We start from the raw sequence: 15,912 nt of genomic DNA on the forward strand, positions 1-15,912 counted from the left end.
GTCTGCCAACGGAGGGTGGGTAAGCGCGATGGGGTGCTGTTGTGAGCCGATCCGTCTCATTTAACTTCGGCCCCCAGCCCGGCACCGATGGCACGACGTTTCGTTTCTGGGCTCCCGGCGCCCGGCGGGTCGACCTGCTGCTGGAACCCAAGAAAGGCCCGGCGTGGCGGCAACCATTCACAGCGGCGGGTGACGGCTGGTTTGAAACATTGGTGCGCGGCGTCGGCGCTGGCGACCGCTATCGATTCCGCATCGACGATGAGCTCGATGTGCCCGATCCCGCTTCGCGCTTCCAGCCCGAGGGCGTGACCGGCCCCGGCGAAATTCTCGATCCCCACTCATTTCAATGGCGCGATCTGCGCTGGCAAGGCCGGCCCTGGCACGAGGCCGTGTTGTATGAATTGCACGTTGGCGCGTTCACTCGGGAGGGCACCTACCGGGCGGCAATCGAGCGCCTCGACGATCTCGCCCGGATCGGTATCACGGCCATCGAGCTGTTGCCGCTGAACACGTTTCCGGGGCGGCGCGGCTGGGGTTACGACGGCGTGTTGTTGTACGCGCCGCAGCCGAACTACGGCCGACCGGACGAGTTGAAACATTTCGTGCAGGCGGCCCACGAGCGCGGGTTGATGGTGCTGATCGATGTGGTCTACAACCATTTCGGGCCCGAAGGAAATTATCTGCATCGTTACGCCGAGGATTTCTTCACGTCGGCGCATCACACGCCGTGGGGCAGCGCCATCAATTTCACTCATCCCGTCGTACGGCAGTTCTTCATCCAGAATGCGTTGTACTGGTTGAACGAATACCGCTTCGACGGGCTGCGGGTCGACGCCGTGCACGCCATGTTCGACGAGGGCGACACTCATTTCATCGACGAGTTGGTCGACAGCGTGCAGCGCGGGCCAGGCAGCGAGCGGCACGTGCATGTCGTATTGGAGAATCATCACAACGAGGCGCGCCGGCTCGGCCGGAAAGATCGTTCGATGGTGGCGCAGTGGAATGACGACTTTCATCATCCGATGCACATCCTGCTGAGCGGCGAGCACGACGGCTACTATCGCAACTATGCCGATCGGCCCATCGAACATCTGGGTCGAGTGCTCGCCGAGGGGTTTGCTTATCAAGGCGAGGTCTACCAGACCGAGGGGCATGCACGCGGCGAGCGCAGCGCCTCGCTGCCGCCCACCGCGTTTGTGAATTTCATCCAGAACCACGATCAGATCGGCAATCGCGCTTTCGGCGAGCGACTGACACAGCTCGCGCCACCAGAGAAATTACGCGCCGGAGTGGCGGTTCTTCTGCTGGCTCCGCAGATTCCGATGCTGTTCATGGGAGAGGAATACGGGGCGGTGCAGCCGTTCCTGTACTTTTGTGACTATCACGGCGATCTGGCGAAGGCGATCAGCGAAGGCCGGCGCAACGAATTCGCATCGTTCGGTGCGTTCGCGGATGAGCATCGCCGCGAGCATATTCCCGATCCCAACGCCGAGCAGACTTATCTGGCGAGCCAACTCGATGGCGACGATCGAGCCGAGGCGAGGCATCGCGAATGGCTGGCGTACACACAGGAATTGCTGGCGGTGCGCGCTGAGAAGGTTGTGCCGCTGATTCCGGAGATTGTTCCTGGCGCCGCTCGATACAAGACGAGCGGTCCCGTTCTCGCCGTGTGGTGGCCTCTGAGCCGCGGCCGCGCTTTAGTGATGCAAGCAAACTTCGGCAACGATCCCGCGCCGGCTCTTGGTCTTCAGCAGGATCTTGGCCTTCAACCGGATCTTGGCCCTCCGCAGGAGAAAATAAAAAACACCATTCCCCCTCCCGTCCACGGGAGGGGGCAGGGGGTGGGTCTTCCGGTATCACGAGCCCTCGATCTCTGGTATTCAACCGCTGGCGCATCGGCACGCCATGAGGAACTACACCCCTGGGAAGTCAGACTGTCGCTGGGAGCGTCATGAGCTCACTGGTGCCAACCGAACCGGGCGCGCGCTTCAACATTCCCCGCGCCACGTATCGACTCCAGTTCAACCATCAATTCACCTTCAACGACGCTTCACAAATTGTCCCCTATCTGGCGCGACTCGGCATCAGTCACGTCTACGCGTCGCCGATCCTGAAGGCGCGGCCTGGCAGCATGCATGGCTACGACGTGGTCGATCATTCGCAGCTCAATCCCGAGCTCGGCACGCGCGAAGATTTCGATCGGCTCGTGCAGAAACTGCACGAGCACGGACTGGGGCTGATCGTCGATATCGTGCCCAATCATCTCGGCGTCATGGGCAACGACAACGTGTGGTGGCTGGATGTCCTGGAGAACGGGCCCGCGGCGCGCTATGCATATCACTTCGACATCGATTGGCGGCCGAACCGGAGCTCGATGCGCGATCGCATCCTCGTGCCGATCCTGGGCGACGCTTATGGCATGGTGCTCGAGCGCGGCGAGTTACAGATCGAGTTCGACGCCGCGGCCGGCAGCTTCTCAGTGCGCTATTACGATCACCGCTTGCCGATCGATCCGCGTGAGTATCCAAGAGTTTTCTCACAGCCCATTCCAGAAGAACTGCTGCCGCCAGACGACGCGCACCGCGCCGACTTCGAGAGCTTGCTCAATAGCTTCAGCAATCTTCCGCCGCGTGACGATACGTCCGCGGACGCGGTGGCGGTGCGCCATCGGGACAAGGAAGCCCACAAACGACGCCTGGCTCGCTTGATCGAGCGCGGCCCCGAAGTCCTGCGTCACATCAACGAGAGCGTGACTCGAATCAACGGCACGCCCGGACAGACGGAAAGCTTCGATGCCCTCGATGCGCTGCTGGAGGCGCAGGCTTACCGCTTGTCCTACTGGCGAGTCGCCGTCGACGAGATCAACTATCGTCGCTTCTTTGACGTAAACGATCTGGCGGCGCTGCGCATGAACGAGCGCAGCGTGTTCGACGCGACCCATCATCTGATCTTCGACCTGATCGATGCAGGCAGCATCGATGGCCTGCGTATCGATCACTCCGACGGTCTGTACGATCCCGAAGAATATTTCCTGCGCCTGCAGGAACGCTTCGGCGGCGGACCGGAACGCCGCCCGCTGTATGTGGTCACGGAGAAGATCCTGGCGGCGCACGAACGTTTGCCCGAGTCGTGGCGGGTCCATGGCACGACCGGCTATGACTACGCGGCGTTGCAGACGACGTGGCTGGTATGCGGTGACGAAGAAACGCGCATGACGCGCCGCTATCGGACCTTTACCGAGAACGAGGCGTCGTTCGAAGCCATCGCGTACGAGAGCAAGCGCCTGGTGATGCGCTCGTCGCTGGCCGCAGAAGTCGAAGTGCTCGCGACTCAGTTGGATCGTATCGCGCACCTGAATCGGCACACATCGGACTTCACTCGGGCTGCCTTACGCGAGGCGATCAGAGAAGTGATCGCGTGCTTTCCGGTGTATCGCACCTATATATCCGCTCGCGGCCTCGGCGAGGAAGACCAAAGGATCATTCATTGGGCGACCGGTCTGGCGCGGCGGCGAAGCGCGGGCGCTGAAGTGAGTGTGTTCGATTTTCTCCGTGACGTGCTGTTAGGCACGGCTGCGGACTTGCGGTTGTCATCGCATAGTCAGGCCATGCTCGAGTTCGCCATGAAGTTCCAGCAGGTGACCGCACCGGTGACCGCCAAGGGCGTGGAGGACACGGCATTCTATCGTTTCAATCGCCTGATCTGCCTCAATGAGGTGGGCGGCGACCCGAGCCGCTTCGGCGTGTCCTCAACGGCCTTGCATCAAGCCAACCTCGAGCGCGCTCGGCTGTGGCCGCATTCGATGCTGGCCACTTCGACCCACGACACGAAGCGAAGCGAGGACGTGCGCGCTCGTATCGCCGTGCTGAGCGAGCTGCCGGATCTGTGGAAGCAGCATCTGTCGCGCTGGTCGCAGCTGAATCGAAACAAACGACGCCAGGTGGACGACGCGCCGGCGCCGGACCGTGAGGATGAGTATCTGCTGTATCAGACGCTCGCGGGGCTTTGGTCGCCTGAGCTGCCGACCGAGCAATTGATCGAGCGATTGCAGGCGTACATGACCAAGGCGGGGCGCGAGGCCAAGCGCTCGACGTCGTGGATCAATCCCAACGCCGATTACGAAGCGGCGGTGAACGACTTCATCGCGCAGCTGCTGAGCAATCCCGAGCGCAATGCCTTCCTGCGCGACTTCACTTCGTTCGTCGGCACGATCGCGTTCTTCGGGCGGATCAATTCGCTGGTGACGACGGTGTTGAAGATTACTTCGCCCGGCGTTCCGGATTTCTATCAGGGCACGGAGCTGCCGGCGTTCACTCTCGTCGATCCGGACAATCGAGCGCCTGTCGACTTCGAGGCGGCTTCCGCGCGGTTGGATTCGCTGGCCAGTGTTTCAGAAGTGCACGCGCTGTTTGAAGAATCGCACGGTGCGCAAGCAAAGCTCTATGTGACTGCGAAACTCCTGCAATTCCGTGCTGCTGACGCCGCGCTATTCGCTCTGGGCAGCTATCAGCCGCTGCAGGTCGAGGGCGAGAAGAAAGATCATGTCTTCGCTTTCGCGCGAGCGCATGAAGGTCGCACCTGCGTAGTCATCGTTCCGCGGTGGTCGGCGCGGCTCATGGCTGGCGAAATGCGACTGCCTATCGGCGAGATCTGGGCTGATACGAGAGTCTTGCTTGGCAATGCCGACGCCGGAGAATTGCACGACGTGCTCACGTCGCAGCCCGCGCGCGCGACCGCCGAGGATGGCTCACTTCGTCTCGCCGATGTTCTTTCCGCGCTCCCGCTTGCGGTGCTGAAGGCTTCATGAACCGTCCGTGATCTGCTCACGTCTCAACGCAACACGCGCACGATCGCGACCAGCTTGTTACTCCTTCGTGCGCAGGCTCGGGACTTAGAATGACAGCGTGGTTTCACAAGTGCGCCGATAGCTGGAGGTCGCCATGAAAGAAACGTCTGCAACTGCGTCGGGAAAGATACCTTCCGTAGCTGATCGCCGGACTTTTCAGTCGCAAATCGATTCCCTGCGAATTCGCGAGAAGCAGCACAAGAAGGCGGGGGATGCGATTGCCGCCGCCCGCCGACGGTTACCCATGGTCGAAGTCGACGGCAGCACGCCGCTGATCTCAGATCGAGGCGAAGTGACGCTGCTGGACGCGTTCGAAGGTCGCCGAATGCTGATCGCTTACTACTTCATGTGGCATCACGGGTATTCTGCCGCAGATCAATGCGAGGGCTGCGCGCTCTACACGGCACAGGTGCGCGAGGTGTCCTTTCTGCAGTCGCGCGATATAACTTATGCGACGTTCTGCCAAGGGCCCTATGAAGCGAGTGCACGCTATCGCAAGTTCATGGGCTGGGAGTTGCCCTGGTACTCGGTGCAAGGGAAATCGCTCGACGCGCTCCTGGCCGGTCGGCGTGCGCACAGGATGTACCTCATCTGCTATCTGCGACTAGGATCGAAGGTGTTCGAGACGTACTGGACGACGGGTCGCGGCGTCGAGGTGGTGGGCAACAATTATTCGTTGATGGACCTGACGGTCTATGGGCGCCAGGAATGGTGGGAAGATTCGCCTGAGGGCTGGCCGCAAGCGTGGAAGGATGACGAGAACAACAATCCGTACCGGATCGACGGGCGCCCGATCGTTCAATGGCCCCGCGTTCGCGCCGGCCACTCCGACGATCTCGGCACGCCCTGAGAATCGCCGCGCGCGTTCGTCTGCGCGGCATACGCCGCGCGTCAGCGCGCGCAACGCGACCAAAAAAATCAGATCGCGGCAGCGTACAAACGGGTCTGTTTATATATACAGCCTCCAAGGGCCTGCGTATGATCGGCTCATCCGACTCGAGCCCGACCCACCGCAGGAGGATCTCATGTCTCACACAGCCTTGTCCGAGCTGATCGAGCACGAGCGCATCGAGCTCATGCAGGTGCATGCCATGGTCCGATGTTTGAACGACGTGCTGCTGTATTCGGACGACGATGACTCATCGATGCACGCCGACGTGGCGCTGGTGATTGCGCGCCTGGTGAATGAATCTGTTGGCCGGTTGGAGAAGGTCCGCGCGCGAGTCGCGGAACTGGAGCAAGCTGCGGTGGCGCCGCCGAATCAGGTGCGCGAGCAGCGCGCCACTTACTGGGTCAGCTCGCGACGGAGCAACTGTGGTGAACTCGATGACGGGGGCGCGCGGCGATCGGATGGCTCGGAACCTTGGCTGATGGTGCGCGATTGCTTGGATGATGCGCGCACAGGAGAGTATTCATGCAAGCCGAGTTCGAGAAATTGGGTGAGCTGATCAAAGATATCCGCGTCGCCATGGTGACCACCGTGGAGCCGGATGGAACGTTGCACACGCGGCCGCTGGCGTCATTGGCGTACGAGAATGATGGTCAGTTGTGGTTCTATACCGCGATCGATTCGGCCAAGGTCGATGAAGTCATGCACGACGTGCGCGCGAGTGTGGCGTTTGCCGATACGGCCAAGGATGCATACGTCGCCGCATCGGGCACAGCGGACGTCGTCAACGATCGTCGGCGCATCCACGAGCTGTGGACGCCGTTCGCCAAGCCCTGGTTTCCGGACGGTCCGGACGATCCGAAGCTCGCACTGTTACGTGTGCACGTCGAGCGGGCCGAGTATTGGACGTCAGCAGGCAAGGCGGCCTATTTGTTCGGCGTCGCCAAGGCTGCGGTTACCGGCAAGCGCACTCACTTAGGCGATAACCGCAAGCTGACTATGTAAGTTCAACCGCGCCCCGGCGCTGCATCCCCATGGCATTCGTAGTGCTGCACTGTCCGGGGCCGTTCCAATAGATATTTGTCGTCCAACGGGTAATAGCGGGCCAGTTCGATGTCGTCGCCGGCGAACGCGCGGATCGATTCGAGTGAATCCCACCAGCTCAGCGTAATTACTTCGGTGCGTTTATCGTCCAGATCGCGCACGGCGATGGCGGCGCCGCGATTGCCCGGCGTGGCCCGGTAATCGTCCAGGCCTGTGCCTTTTATATAGTTCACATATTCATCGCGGTGCTCGCGGCGGATCACGCCTCGCCATTCACGCAGGATGCTGCTCATTGCTGTCGTCCCCCTGGAATCCTTCGGGTCGGGCCGTGCGTTCGAGCCTATGGACAGGAGCGACGGCGGATGAACGTGGCGGCAAAAATCTGGAACTTGGCCAAGTGCGCGGTGACCAGCTGGGTCACGGATCGGTCCTCGGCAGCCGGCGCGGCGCTCGCGTTCTACTGCGCCTTCTCGCTGGCCCCGTTGCTGATCATCCTGCTCACCGTCGCTGGCTGGATCGTAGGCGCGGAGGCTGCTTACGGGCAACTAAGTGACACGTTGACGCAACTGTTCGGACGCGCCACCGCCGCGGTCCTGCTGGAGGCGATGAAACAGTCGCAGGAGTCTGAAGGACTCGCGGCGGCCGCGGTCAGCATCGTCAGCTTGATCGTGGGCGCCACGACCGTCTTCGCCGCGCTCGAGGAAGCACTCGACAACATCTGGCATGCGCAGGCGCTTGCGCCGACGGGCGTCTGGGGCTGGTTGAGGGTGCGGATCCTTTCGTTCGGCGTGATCCTGGCGGTGGGGTTCCTGTTGCTGGTTTCGTTGTCGGTAACGTCCGCGCTCGCGGCGTTACGTTCCATCATCGCCGCGCGTTTCACGGAGCTCGTGGTGGTGGCGGCCTTGCTCGATTTCGTGATTTCACTGTCGCTGGTGGCGGGGCTGATCGCGATCATCTATCGCTATCTGCCCTCGAAGCGGCTGCCCTGGCGTCCGGTGCTGATCGGCGCAGTGGTCACTGCCTTGTTGTTTCATCTCGGGCGCTGGCTGATCGGGTTGTATCTGGCGAACTCGACGCAGCCGTCCGCGTTCGGTGCGGCGGCATCGTTCGCCGCAATGTTGCTGTGGCTGTACTACTCGGCGCAGATATTTCTATTGGGCGCGGAGTTCACCGCCTGTGCGGGCGGCGTGAAAGAAGAGAAGCGGCCGGATGCTGAGTCAGTGAAGGAACGCTGAGAATCTGCGGGCCTGCCGGATCCTTTCGATGTCGGAGGCCTGATAGGCCGAGCGGCGCGCCTGATCTTCTTCCTCATCGCGCACGGCTTCCAGCCCCTGGATCTCATAAGTGAAGCGAACGAACAGCGCTTCCGGCGCGGGCTCTTCGATGCGGATGGTCAAGGTGCTGCCGGCGAACGAGCCCTTGCAGTCGGCACGGATGATCACGGAATCTCCCGGAGCCAGCTCGACTTCATCGGCCAGGCAATGCGGGCCACGGTGGATTTCACGGCGCAACCGGCCCGGGGCGATCTCACATACATTGGCGGTGTCGATGGATTCGTCGACCGTTTGGGGCGCGACGACGGTGTGATGCAGGCCGCGCCACAGCTGTTCGCGCGTCAACCACGGGCTCACGAGGTTGTCGGGATCGTTGATCCGGACAATGTGCTCGTGATGCAGGGTGCTCATGGCGACCGCTAGAGTGACGGCCGCCGTCGATTCGTTCAAGGGCGCGATCAGGGCAGATTGCGCGTGATGGTTTCGCCGTCATCGACATCCACGTTGACGACATTGCGGAACAGCAGGTCCTCGTCGGTCAACGGCTCGTCGTCGTTGCCGATGCAGGTGACCGCCATCGTGTAACTGCCCGCCGGCAGATATCGCAATGCGTAAACGAACCCGCCTCCCACAGTGAAAATGGGCGAGGTGGCGAACGGCTCGACGCCGGCGCCGTCGATGTCGTCGGGGGTGACATCTGAATTCTGGAACAGATAGACAGCGCCGCGCTCCAGGGTGCCGGACAGGCAGGTGACACTCACGTTGCCTTCGATGCGGCTCATCTCGCTCGATTCGACGGCGCGCAGCGTCGGGGTGAGCGTGTACTCATCGGTGTCTTCGTCGAAGCTGAGCGACTTGCGCAGGTCCAGCAACAGCGTGAACGATTCGCTGCTGCTCTCGTTGTCCTCGATTTGGAAGCTCAACGATGCAGGGGCGCTGTCGGCGAGGTTCAACGGAAACTGCGTGCCGGCGAAGGTGCTGACGAAGGCGTCGTCGGCCCGATCTTCGTCGAACAGCAAGCGCACCCCGGTGTAAGTCCCCTCGGAGAGCTGCTCGCTGGTGAACAGCCGGAGCACGCCGTTGTCGTCGGCGAGATCGATCAGGTCGACTTGCTCGCTGCCCCTGAACTCCATCGTCTCGGTGCCGCCGCCGCTTTTGGTGAATTCCAGCCCGCGGATGTCGGCGACCACCTGGGTGATGTTCGGATCGGCGGGCAGCTCGGTGCCCAGGTCCATGGTGACCTCGCCTTCGCAGCCGGCCAGCAGGGCCAGTAAACCGAGCACGCCCAGGCGAGCGATGCCGCCACGGGCCAAGCTGAACTGCGGGGAAGCTGAACGTTGCATAAAAGCCATGAAGCGCACCATCGATCCTTGCCCGTAAGCATCCCTGATTCTGATGCAGGAGTCCCGCTCTTGGTCACGATCGTACGGAAGAAAGTTCCCGCCGGCATCCTTGGTGATTGTGGCTTCCCGCAAACGTCTCGGCCAAGCGGTCCGGCTGCCCGAAAGGACACATCACAGCCAGTGCACCCGCCAATACTCTGCGCCACGGATGGAGGAAGTCATCGTGGAACGTGGTGTCGTCGTCGGCGGGCTGATGATCTGCGGCAGTTTTCTGCTCGCGGCGATGCTCAACCGTTCCGCAATGGAAGAGGCCCCGGCGCCCGTGCCGCCGCCCGCCGCCGTTCAGCCGCTCGCGACGCCCGGCGCCGCCGATTGCGCCGAAGTGAGCCCGCACACCGAGACGAACGCCATCGTCGTCGAAGCCGAACCGCCTGCCGCTGACCTTATGGTCAATGGGCGCGAAGCCTGCCCCCGCTGAGAATCGATCCGCCGCTGAAGCTTTCACCGGTTTGAAGCCGCGGCTGGTTGCATGCCACCGCATTAGCGTGCGCTCCGTTCTCCTCCCGCTCGGACGCTCGTTGCAGCCAGTCGCGGCTTCTCCTGAATGTATCCCGTTCAGCTCAGTTACCATCCGCTGCTCGTGCATCGTTGGGGCAGCTTGTGGTTGGAGCGAATCGGGCGTTCGTGGGGCTGTTGGCGCTGGCGCTCGCGCCTGTCATCGGTGGATGCGCACGCGCGCCCCAGGAACTGGCCATCTCCGGGCCGACCATGGGGACGACCTACTCCATCAAAGTCGCGTCCGCGCCCGCTGATGTCGATGCCCATGCGTTGCGGTCCGCTGTCGATCAGGTGCTCGATCGCATCGATCGCAGCATGTCGGGCTATCGCGCCGACTCGGAGATCTCCCGGTTCAATGCCTCGCCGTCGACCGACTGGGTCGAGGTCTCCGCCGATCTCGCCATCGTGGTCGATCGTGCGCTCCAGGTCAGCCGCGACTCCGGCGGCGCGTTCGACGTAACGGTCGGGCCGCTGGTCGCCGCATGGGGCTTCGGGGCGGAGGGCGAGCCCATCGATCTGCCCGATGAAGCAAAGCTCGCCGAGCTGCGAGCGCGCGCGGGTTATCAGAAACTCGAGGCGCGCTTGCAGCCACCCGCGCTTCGGAAGTCCGATGCGAGCGTGCAGGTCGATCTCAACGGCATCGCGCCGGGATATGCGGTCGATCTCATCGCCGAGCGCTTTCAAGGCCTGCACTTGAGCGATTTCATGATCGATCTCGGCGGTGAAGTGCGTGGGCAGGGCCGGAATGCTCGAGGTGAGGCCTGGCGAATCGCGGTCGAGCGTCCTATCGACGCGGAACCCGAGCCGTACGCCATCGTAACTTTGGATAATGCATCGGTGACGACTTCGGGAGAGTATCGTCACTACTTCGATCGCGAGGGACGCCGCTACTCGCACACCATCGACCCGCGTACCGGACGGCCTGTCGAGCACAGTCTCGCATCGGTAGTGGTGGTCGGCTCGACGACGATGGATGTCGATGCCTGGGCGACGGCGCTCAACGTGCTCGGCGCCGATGCCGGACGTGAGCTGGCCCTGAAGCGCGGCATGCCCGTGATGTTCATCGATGTGCAAGGCACTGAGTTGCGTTCGGTGACGACGCCACAGTTCGACGCTTACCTTTCATCTGATAAACCCAGCAGCAGGAAATAAATCATGAAGTGGATGATTCCGACCAGCCTGGCCATGACGGCGATGTTCGGCGCGGCCACCGCCGACGCGCAGATTTCGGGAGCGCAGATCGATGCCGCTGCCGGCAAGGTGGAAGCGAAGGTCATCGGCTGGCGTCGGGATATTCATCAGCATCCCGAGCTGAGCAATCGCGAGACGCGCACGTCGAAGCTGGTCGCGGATCATTTGAAGAAGCTGGGTCTGCCGGTGCGCACCGGCATTGCCCGCACCGGTGTCACTGCCGTGCTGAAGGGCGGCAAGCCGGGGCCGGTGATTGCGTTACGCGCCGATATGGATGCGTTGCCGGTCACCGAACAGGTCGATGTGCCGTTCAAGTCGACGGTGACGACCGAGTATCTGGGCAAGAAAGTCGGCGTCATGCATGCCTGCGGTCATGACTCGCATGTCGCGAACCTGATGGGCATCGCCGAGATGCTGGTGGGCATGAAACAGGATCTGCCCGGCACGGTGCTGTTCATATTCCAGCCGGCCGAAGAGGGCGCGCCCGAGGGCGAGCAGGGCGGCGCTTCGTTGATGATCAAGGACGGTGTGTTCAATGAAGTGAAGCCGGAAGCCGTGTTCGGCCTGCATGTCACATCGACGCTCAACAGCGGGATCATCGGGTATCGCTCCGGGCCGTTCATGGCGGCGTCGGATTCATTCCGCATCGAAGTGCAGGGCCGGCAGTCGCACGGCTCGCGCCCGTGGTCGGGCGTGGATCCGATCGTCGCGGGCTCGCAGATCGTGATGGGATTGCAGACCATCGTCAGCCGCCAGATCGACATCACCGAGCTGCCGGCGGTCGTGACCATCGGCAAGTTCGATGGCGGCGTTCGTCACAACATCATCCCCGACAAGGTCGAAATGTTCGGCACGCTGCGCACGTTCGATAAGGACATGCGCGCCGACATCATGAAGCGCATCGACGTCACGGCGACCAACATCGCGGAGTCCACCGGCGCGCAGGCGAAGGTCATGTTCAACCCGGGCAACAATCCGGTAGTCATGAACAACCCTCAGCTGACGCAGCGGTCGCTGCCGTCGCTGAAGCGTGTCGCGGGCGAGGACAAGGTTGTCACGCTGCCCTTGATCACCGGGTCCGAAGATTTCGCGTACTACGCGGACCTCATCCCCAGCCTGTTCTTCTACGTCGGTGTGACGCCGCCCGGCCAGGATGCAAACGCGGCTCCGAGCAATCACTCACCGCTGTTCTATATCGACGAGCCCGGCATCGCGTTCGCAACGCGCGCTTTGGCCTCGGTAGCGGTCGATTATCTGCAGGGTGCGAAGTAACTAGCTCAAGCGCGCCAGCGCCGCTTCCATCGTATCGCCGATCCCGTCATGGATGACGAGGTCGGCGATCTCATCCAGCGGCGTCGGGTCGCGGTTGACGATCACGAGCTTCGCGCCGTTTTGCTTGGCGCGCGCAGGGAAGTCGGCGGCCGGAAAAACGGACAGCGACGAGCCGAGCACTAGAAACAAATCGCACGCGAGCGTTTCTTCCTGAGTGCGCCGCATGGGCAGCTCGGGCATTTGCTGGCCGAAAGAAATGGTGGCGGTTTTGAGGATGCCGCCGCAGCGTTTGCAGGGGCCGACGGTGTTGGTCGCCTCGAACTCACGTTGCAACTCGTCGAGCTCGACACGGCTCTGGCATTTCAAACATTTCGCGTAAGTCGAGTTGCCGTGCAGCTCGATGACTTTCTCTTCAGGGACGCCCGATACCTGATGCAGGTTGTCGACATTCTGAGTGACGACGACACTGGCACGCCCGGAGCGAATCAACTCCGCCACGGCGAAATGGCCGCGATTCGGCTTCGCGCCGACCCAGCCATCCGCATTGCTGAAACGACGTCGCCATGCTTCGCGGCGTGTATGTTCAGACGCGACGAATTCCTGGAAATAAATAGGCTGGATTTTGCTCCAGATGCCGCCAGGGCTGCGGAAATCCGGGATGCCGGACTCGGTGCTGATACCTGCGCCACTGAAGATGAGCACGCGCCGGCTGGCGCGGAGCAGATCGCTGAAGTCAGTCATAAGGGTCAGCGGTGGACGGAGGACGATCAGTTAAGAGGTGGGAGGAAGGGGTCTCCTCTTTATACTCTCACGTACCGCCCATCGCGCCTACCGCCAACCTACCGCAGCCGTTTTACCGGCTCCGGCATTCATAAACGGCCGAACGCCGCGGTCCGTTCCGTCGCGATCAGTTGTGAGCTGGGCTCTGCGCCAGCTGCAATTGGCCGTCGACTACCGGAATCTGCGGGCCCGGATCGCGGTCCATACGCACGGTGTCTTCCTGATCGCCGAGTCGATAGCGCACATCGTAGCCGACGATTTTCTCGTTGCTGTCATACACGGTTTCGCAACGCTGTTCCGTCGTCGTATACGTGTTGCCGTTCTGCATGCGCTGCTGAACTTTGTTTCCAGCGTAGCCGCCTGCCGCGGCGCCTGCGGCGGTCGCGATCTTCTGGCCGCGGCCATCGCCGATTTGATTGCCAAGCACGCCGCCCACGACAGCGCCGATCACGGTTCCGGCAATGCGCTTCTCGTCCTTGACGGGCGCCTGATGCGTCACGATGTGATCGCTACACACTTCCCGCGGCGTGCGGGTCGTTTCCTTCACGGCGTCGACCTTCAGCACCTCTGCAAACTTGGGGCTGCGATCGAAGACATCCAGATTGGCAACCGCCGCACCCGCCGTAACTACCGCTGCGCCGATCACCAAACCGGTCACCAACGACTTGTTCATCCAGTTCTCCTGTTTTGCCGCGCCGACAATTACGCGCAGCATGTAGGACAAAGATTAAACGAAACCCGCCCAGGGACGGTTCCCGTCGCCATCTTGCGTCAGTCGGCGCCGACACAAAGAAAAAGGGCGCCGGAAAATTCTTCGCGGCGCCCGTGAAAAAGGATTGCTTGAATTCTAGTTGGCGGCGCGCGCTTCGCGCTGCTGCTGTTGTTGCATCTCGCCCTTGATCGTGGTTTCGAGCCAGTCGTTCATGGTGATCATGGTGTTGCGAGCCGACTGCGCATGCATGCCGATGATGACTCCAGTCGACTCATCCATCAGCGGCGCACCGGGAGCGATGTCGCGGGAATCCAGATCGTGCGTGAAGCCGCCCGCGCTCGAATTGACGATGCCGTTGGCGCGACGCTCATACACCGTGCCGCGAGCCTTGCGCTTGACGCTGTCGGCGTCGATGTCGCTCTTGTAACCCACCATCACGACCGACGCAGCGGCGCCCGAGAAGCGACCGAGCGGCATGGTCCGTTGGGCATATCGCGACGGCTGGCTCAGGCGTACGACGGCGAAGTCCTTGCTGATCTGACCGGCAGCGCCGGCTTCATCCCACTGCGACTTCACATACGAAACCGGAATGCGCTCGCGCACCTGGCCCAGCGAATCGATGCTGTTGTAAGTGCAGTCGGAAGGCTCTGCGCCGGTCGCGCTCTTCTGGAACGTGTGGGCGACGGTGACGCCGATGTCGAACGCACCGACCAGGAACGCGGTGGACGTGCGCTGCTTGCCATCGACCATGCAGGAAATCACGCCGACACCGCTGAACGAAGCGAAATCCTTCGAGGTCACTTCACTCCGGCGCAGCGAATCGTGCTGAGCGCCCTGGTCGTGCGCCATGGAGAAGCGGAAGAAATGCTGGTTCTCGGCCGGCGAGGAGAGGTCCGGCGCGCACGCGCTGCCTTTGCCGCAGAGAGCCGCATCGGCATGCGCGCTCTGGTGGTCCATCAATGCCAGCGCGGCCAATGCACCTGTCATCAGCGCGATCTTCAGCGCGCTCTTGCGAGAGTTGCTGGCAGAGGGCAGAGAGGCAAGTTTCGCGCGCATGGTCACCCCGTGGCTCGGATGCTTGAGAAGTTCGCATGCCAGGCGGGGTTAAGCTTTAGGGCGAGCCCTGAAGCACCTGATCGCCTTGGCCTGTCCGTTGTCTGCGGACGGGGACAGTTACGGTCAACTCTCCTTGCGACCGAGCCTAGGGCGACGAGTTCGCCGAAGGCGTGACGCGCCTCAAACTCTCGTGTGGGAAACCGAGAATTGCTCCTAAGAACAACGATAAAAAAAAGGCCGGGCAAGCGCCCGGCCGGGAGGAACGGCTATCTGAATGGACCGACGCTTACGCGCTGGTCAGGCGGAAGGTGATGGCGACCTGCGTCCAGGCGCTAATCGGATGGGCGCCATCGGTCGCGGCCACGAACCGCCATTTACGAACGGCCTCCATCGCGGCCTGGTCGAGTCGCGCAAAGCCGCTGCTGGTGGCGACGGCTACGTCCTTCGGACGGCCTTTCTCGTCGACCAGCACCTTCAGGCGCACCGTGCCTTCCTCACCCGCGCGTCGCGATGCTGACGGATAGGTTGGCTCGACGCGATTGCTGGTCTTGAGATCCTGCGCCACCGCGCCGGCCGTCGTCGCAGCGATCGCATTCTCCGAAGGCGGCGTCACTACGTCCGTTGGAGGCACGACAGGCTCGTCGAACTGGACCTCGGGCATCGGCGTCTCGGTCGGCATCACCTGATCGATCTCGGGCTTCACCGGCACCGGCGGATCGGGCTCGTCCTGGGTCTGCTCCGGAATGAACACGGCTTCGATCGGCGCTGCGAACTGCGGCACCTTGACCACGCCCATGGTCGCGGCCAGACCGTAAATGATGAGGATGTGAATACCGATGACGGCCATCGCCGGGCCGCCGCGAGACAAGAAGCTCTGGTTATTCGCAGTACCGGGTGCGTACATTCTTACCTCCATTTGTGCGCAGGCATGACCCGCGCTCCTGCTT

Annotated in this window: 16 protein-coding genes; 9 read left to right on the forward strand and 7 right to left on the reverse strand. The window is 62.2% G+C overall.

Translation table 11 applies throughout. From position 1 onward, the window contains the following. Nucleotides 1-41 precede the first annotated feature (41 nt). The 5 genes from treZ to GYH35_RS25835 all read left to right on the forward strand — a co-directional run bounded on the left by treZ (nt 42) and on the right by GYH35_RS25835 (nt 6,740). On the forward strand, nt 42-1,955 hold the full coding sequence (gene treZ / locus GYH35_RS25815) for a malto-oligosyltrehalose trehalohydrolase (protein ID WP_161829911.1): 1,914 nt from the start codon (nt 42-44) through the stop codon (nt 1,953-1,955). Further along, nucleotides 1,952-4,807 carry a malto-oligosyltrehalose synthase gene (gene treY / locus GYH35_RS25820; protein ID WP_161829912.1) on the forward strand — a complete coding sequence of 952 codons (2,856 nt, stop codon included), beginning with the start codon at nt 1,952-1,954 and terminating at the stop codon, nt 4,805-4,807. The genes treZ and treY overlap by 4 nt, the downstream gene beginning before the upstream one ends. A 133-nt stretch (nt 4,808-4,940) precedes the next feature. Next, the gene (locus GYH35_RS25825; RefSeq protein WP_161829913.1) at nt 4,941-5,696 is read left to right on the forward strand and encodes a DUF899 family protein; all 756 of its coding nucleotides are present in this window, start codon (nt 4,941-4,943) and stop codon (nt 5,694-5,696) included. Between the two features lie 175 nt (nt 5,697-5,871). Next, complete coding sequence (locus tag GYH35_RS25830; protein WP_161829914.1) at nt 5,872-6,294, forward strand: hypothetical protein; 423 nt, start codon at nt 5,872-5,874, stop codon at nt 6,292-6,294. Beyond that, entirely contained in the window at nt 6,261-6,740 is a 480-nt protein-coding gene (locus GYH35_RS25835; RefSeq protein ID WP_161829915.1) for a pyridoxamine 5'-phosphate oxidase family protein, read from the forward strand. The genes GYH35_RS25830 and GYH35_RS25835 overlap by 34 nt, the downstream gene beginning before the upstream one ends. Before the next feature lie 2 nt (nt 6,741-6,742). Here the strand turns inward: GYH35_RS25835 and GYH35_RS25840 are convergent, their stop codons facing one another. Continuing rightward, nucleotides 6,743-7,072, reverse strand: coding sequence for a hypothetical protein (locus tag GYH35_RS25840; RefSeq protein WP_202624690.1), 330 nt, complete (start codon nt 7,070-7,072; stop codon nt 6,743-6,745). Between the two features lie 69 nt (nt 7,073-7,141). On the opposite strand from GYH35_RS25840, the gene GYH35_RS25845 reads away from it, so the two are divergent. Beyond that, a complete protein-coding gene (locus GYH35_RS25845) occupies nt 7,142-8,014 on the forward strand; it encodes a YihY/virulence factor BrkB family protein (RefSeq protein WP_161813125.1) in 873 nt (290 codons plus the stop codon). Here the strand turns inward: GYH35_RS25845 and GYH35_RS25850 are convergent. Continuing rightward, nucleotides 7,997-8,464: an AtaL-like protein gene (locus GYH35_RS25850; protein ID WP_161813126.1), complete on the reverse strand. Its 468-nt coding sequence runs from the start codon at nt 8,462-8,464 to the stop codon at nt 7,997-7,999. The two genes, GYH35_RS25845 and GYH35_RS25850, sit on opposite strands and share 18 nt — an antisense overlap. A gap of 47 nt (nt 8,465-8,511) precedes the next feature. Continuing rightward, nucleotides 8,512-9,405 (reverse strand): DUF4382 domain-containing protein, encoded by an 894-nt coding sequence (locus GYH35_RS25855; RefSeq protein WP_161829916.1) that lies wholly within the window; start codon nt 9,403-9,405, stop codon nt 8,512-8,514. Between the two features lie 199 nt (nt 9,406-9,604). Between GYH35_RS25855 and GYH35_RS25860 the strand changes: the two genes are divergently transcribed. The 3 genes from GYH35_RS25860 (at nt 9,605) to GYH35_RS25870 (ending at nt 12,417) form a co-directional block, all read left to right on the forward strand. Continuing rightward, nucleotides 9,605-9,874 carry a hypothetical protein gene (locus GYH35_RS25860; protein ID WP_161813128.1) on the forward strand — a complete coding sequence of 90 codons (270 nt, stop codon included), beginning with the start codon at nt 9,605-9,607 and terminating at the stop codon, nt 9,872-9,874. Nucleotides 9,875-10,056: 182 nt separating this feature from the next. After that, nucleotides 10,057-11,106, forward strand: a complete 1,050-nt coding sequence (locus tag GYH35_RS25865) for an FAD:protein FMN transferase (protein WP_161813129.1) — start codon at nt 10,057-10,059, stop codon at nt 11,104-11,106. 3 nt (nt 11,107-11,109) lie between these two features. Then, entirely contained in the window at nt 11,110-12,417 is a 1,308-nt protein-coding gene (locus GYH35_RS25870) for an amidohydrolase (protein ID WP_202624692.1), read from the forward strand. Here GYH35_RS25870 and GYH35_RS25875 read toward each other — a convergent pair whose 3' ends face one another. The 4 genes from GYH35_RS25875 to GYH35_RS25890 form a co-directional block, all read right to left on the reverse strand. Beyond that, on the reverse strand, nt 12,418-13,158 hold the full coding sequence (locus tag GYH35_RS25875) for an SIR2 family NAD-dependent protein deacylase (RefSeq protein WP_161829917.1): 741 nt from the start codon (nt 13,156-13,158) through the stop codon (nt 12,418-12,420). 166 nt (nt 13,159-13,324) lie between these two features. Then, nucleotides 13,325-13,870, reverse strand: coding sequence for a glycine zipper 2TM domain-containing protein (locus GYH35_RS25880; RefSeq protein ID WP_161813131.1), 546 nt, complete (start codon nt 13,868-13,870; stop codon nt 13,325-13,327). 174 nt (nt 13,871-14,044) lie between these two features. Beyond that, nucleotides 14,045-14,965: a hypothetical protein gene (locus tag GYH35_RS25885; RefSeq protein WP_161813132.1), complete on the reverse strand. Its 921-nt coding sequence runs from the start codon at nt 14,963-14,965 to the stop codon at nt 14,045-14,047. A gap of 286 nt (nt 14,966-15,251) precedes the next feature. Next, entirely contained in the window at nt 15,252-15,869 is a 618-nt protein-coding gene (locus tag GYH35_RS25890) for an energy transducer TonB (RefSeq protein ID WP_202624694.1), read from the reverse strand. Nucleotides 15,870-15,912 lie beyond the last annotated feature (43 nt).

Origin of the sequence: Steroidobacter agaridevorans, assembly GCF_009932555.1 — a bacterium.
GTDB lineage: Bacteria > Pseudomonadota > Gammaproteobacteria > Steroidobacterales > Steroidobacteraceae > Steroidobacter > Steroidobacter agaridevorans.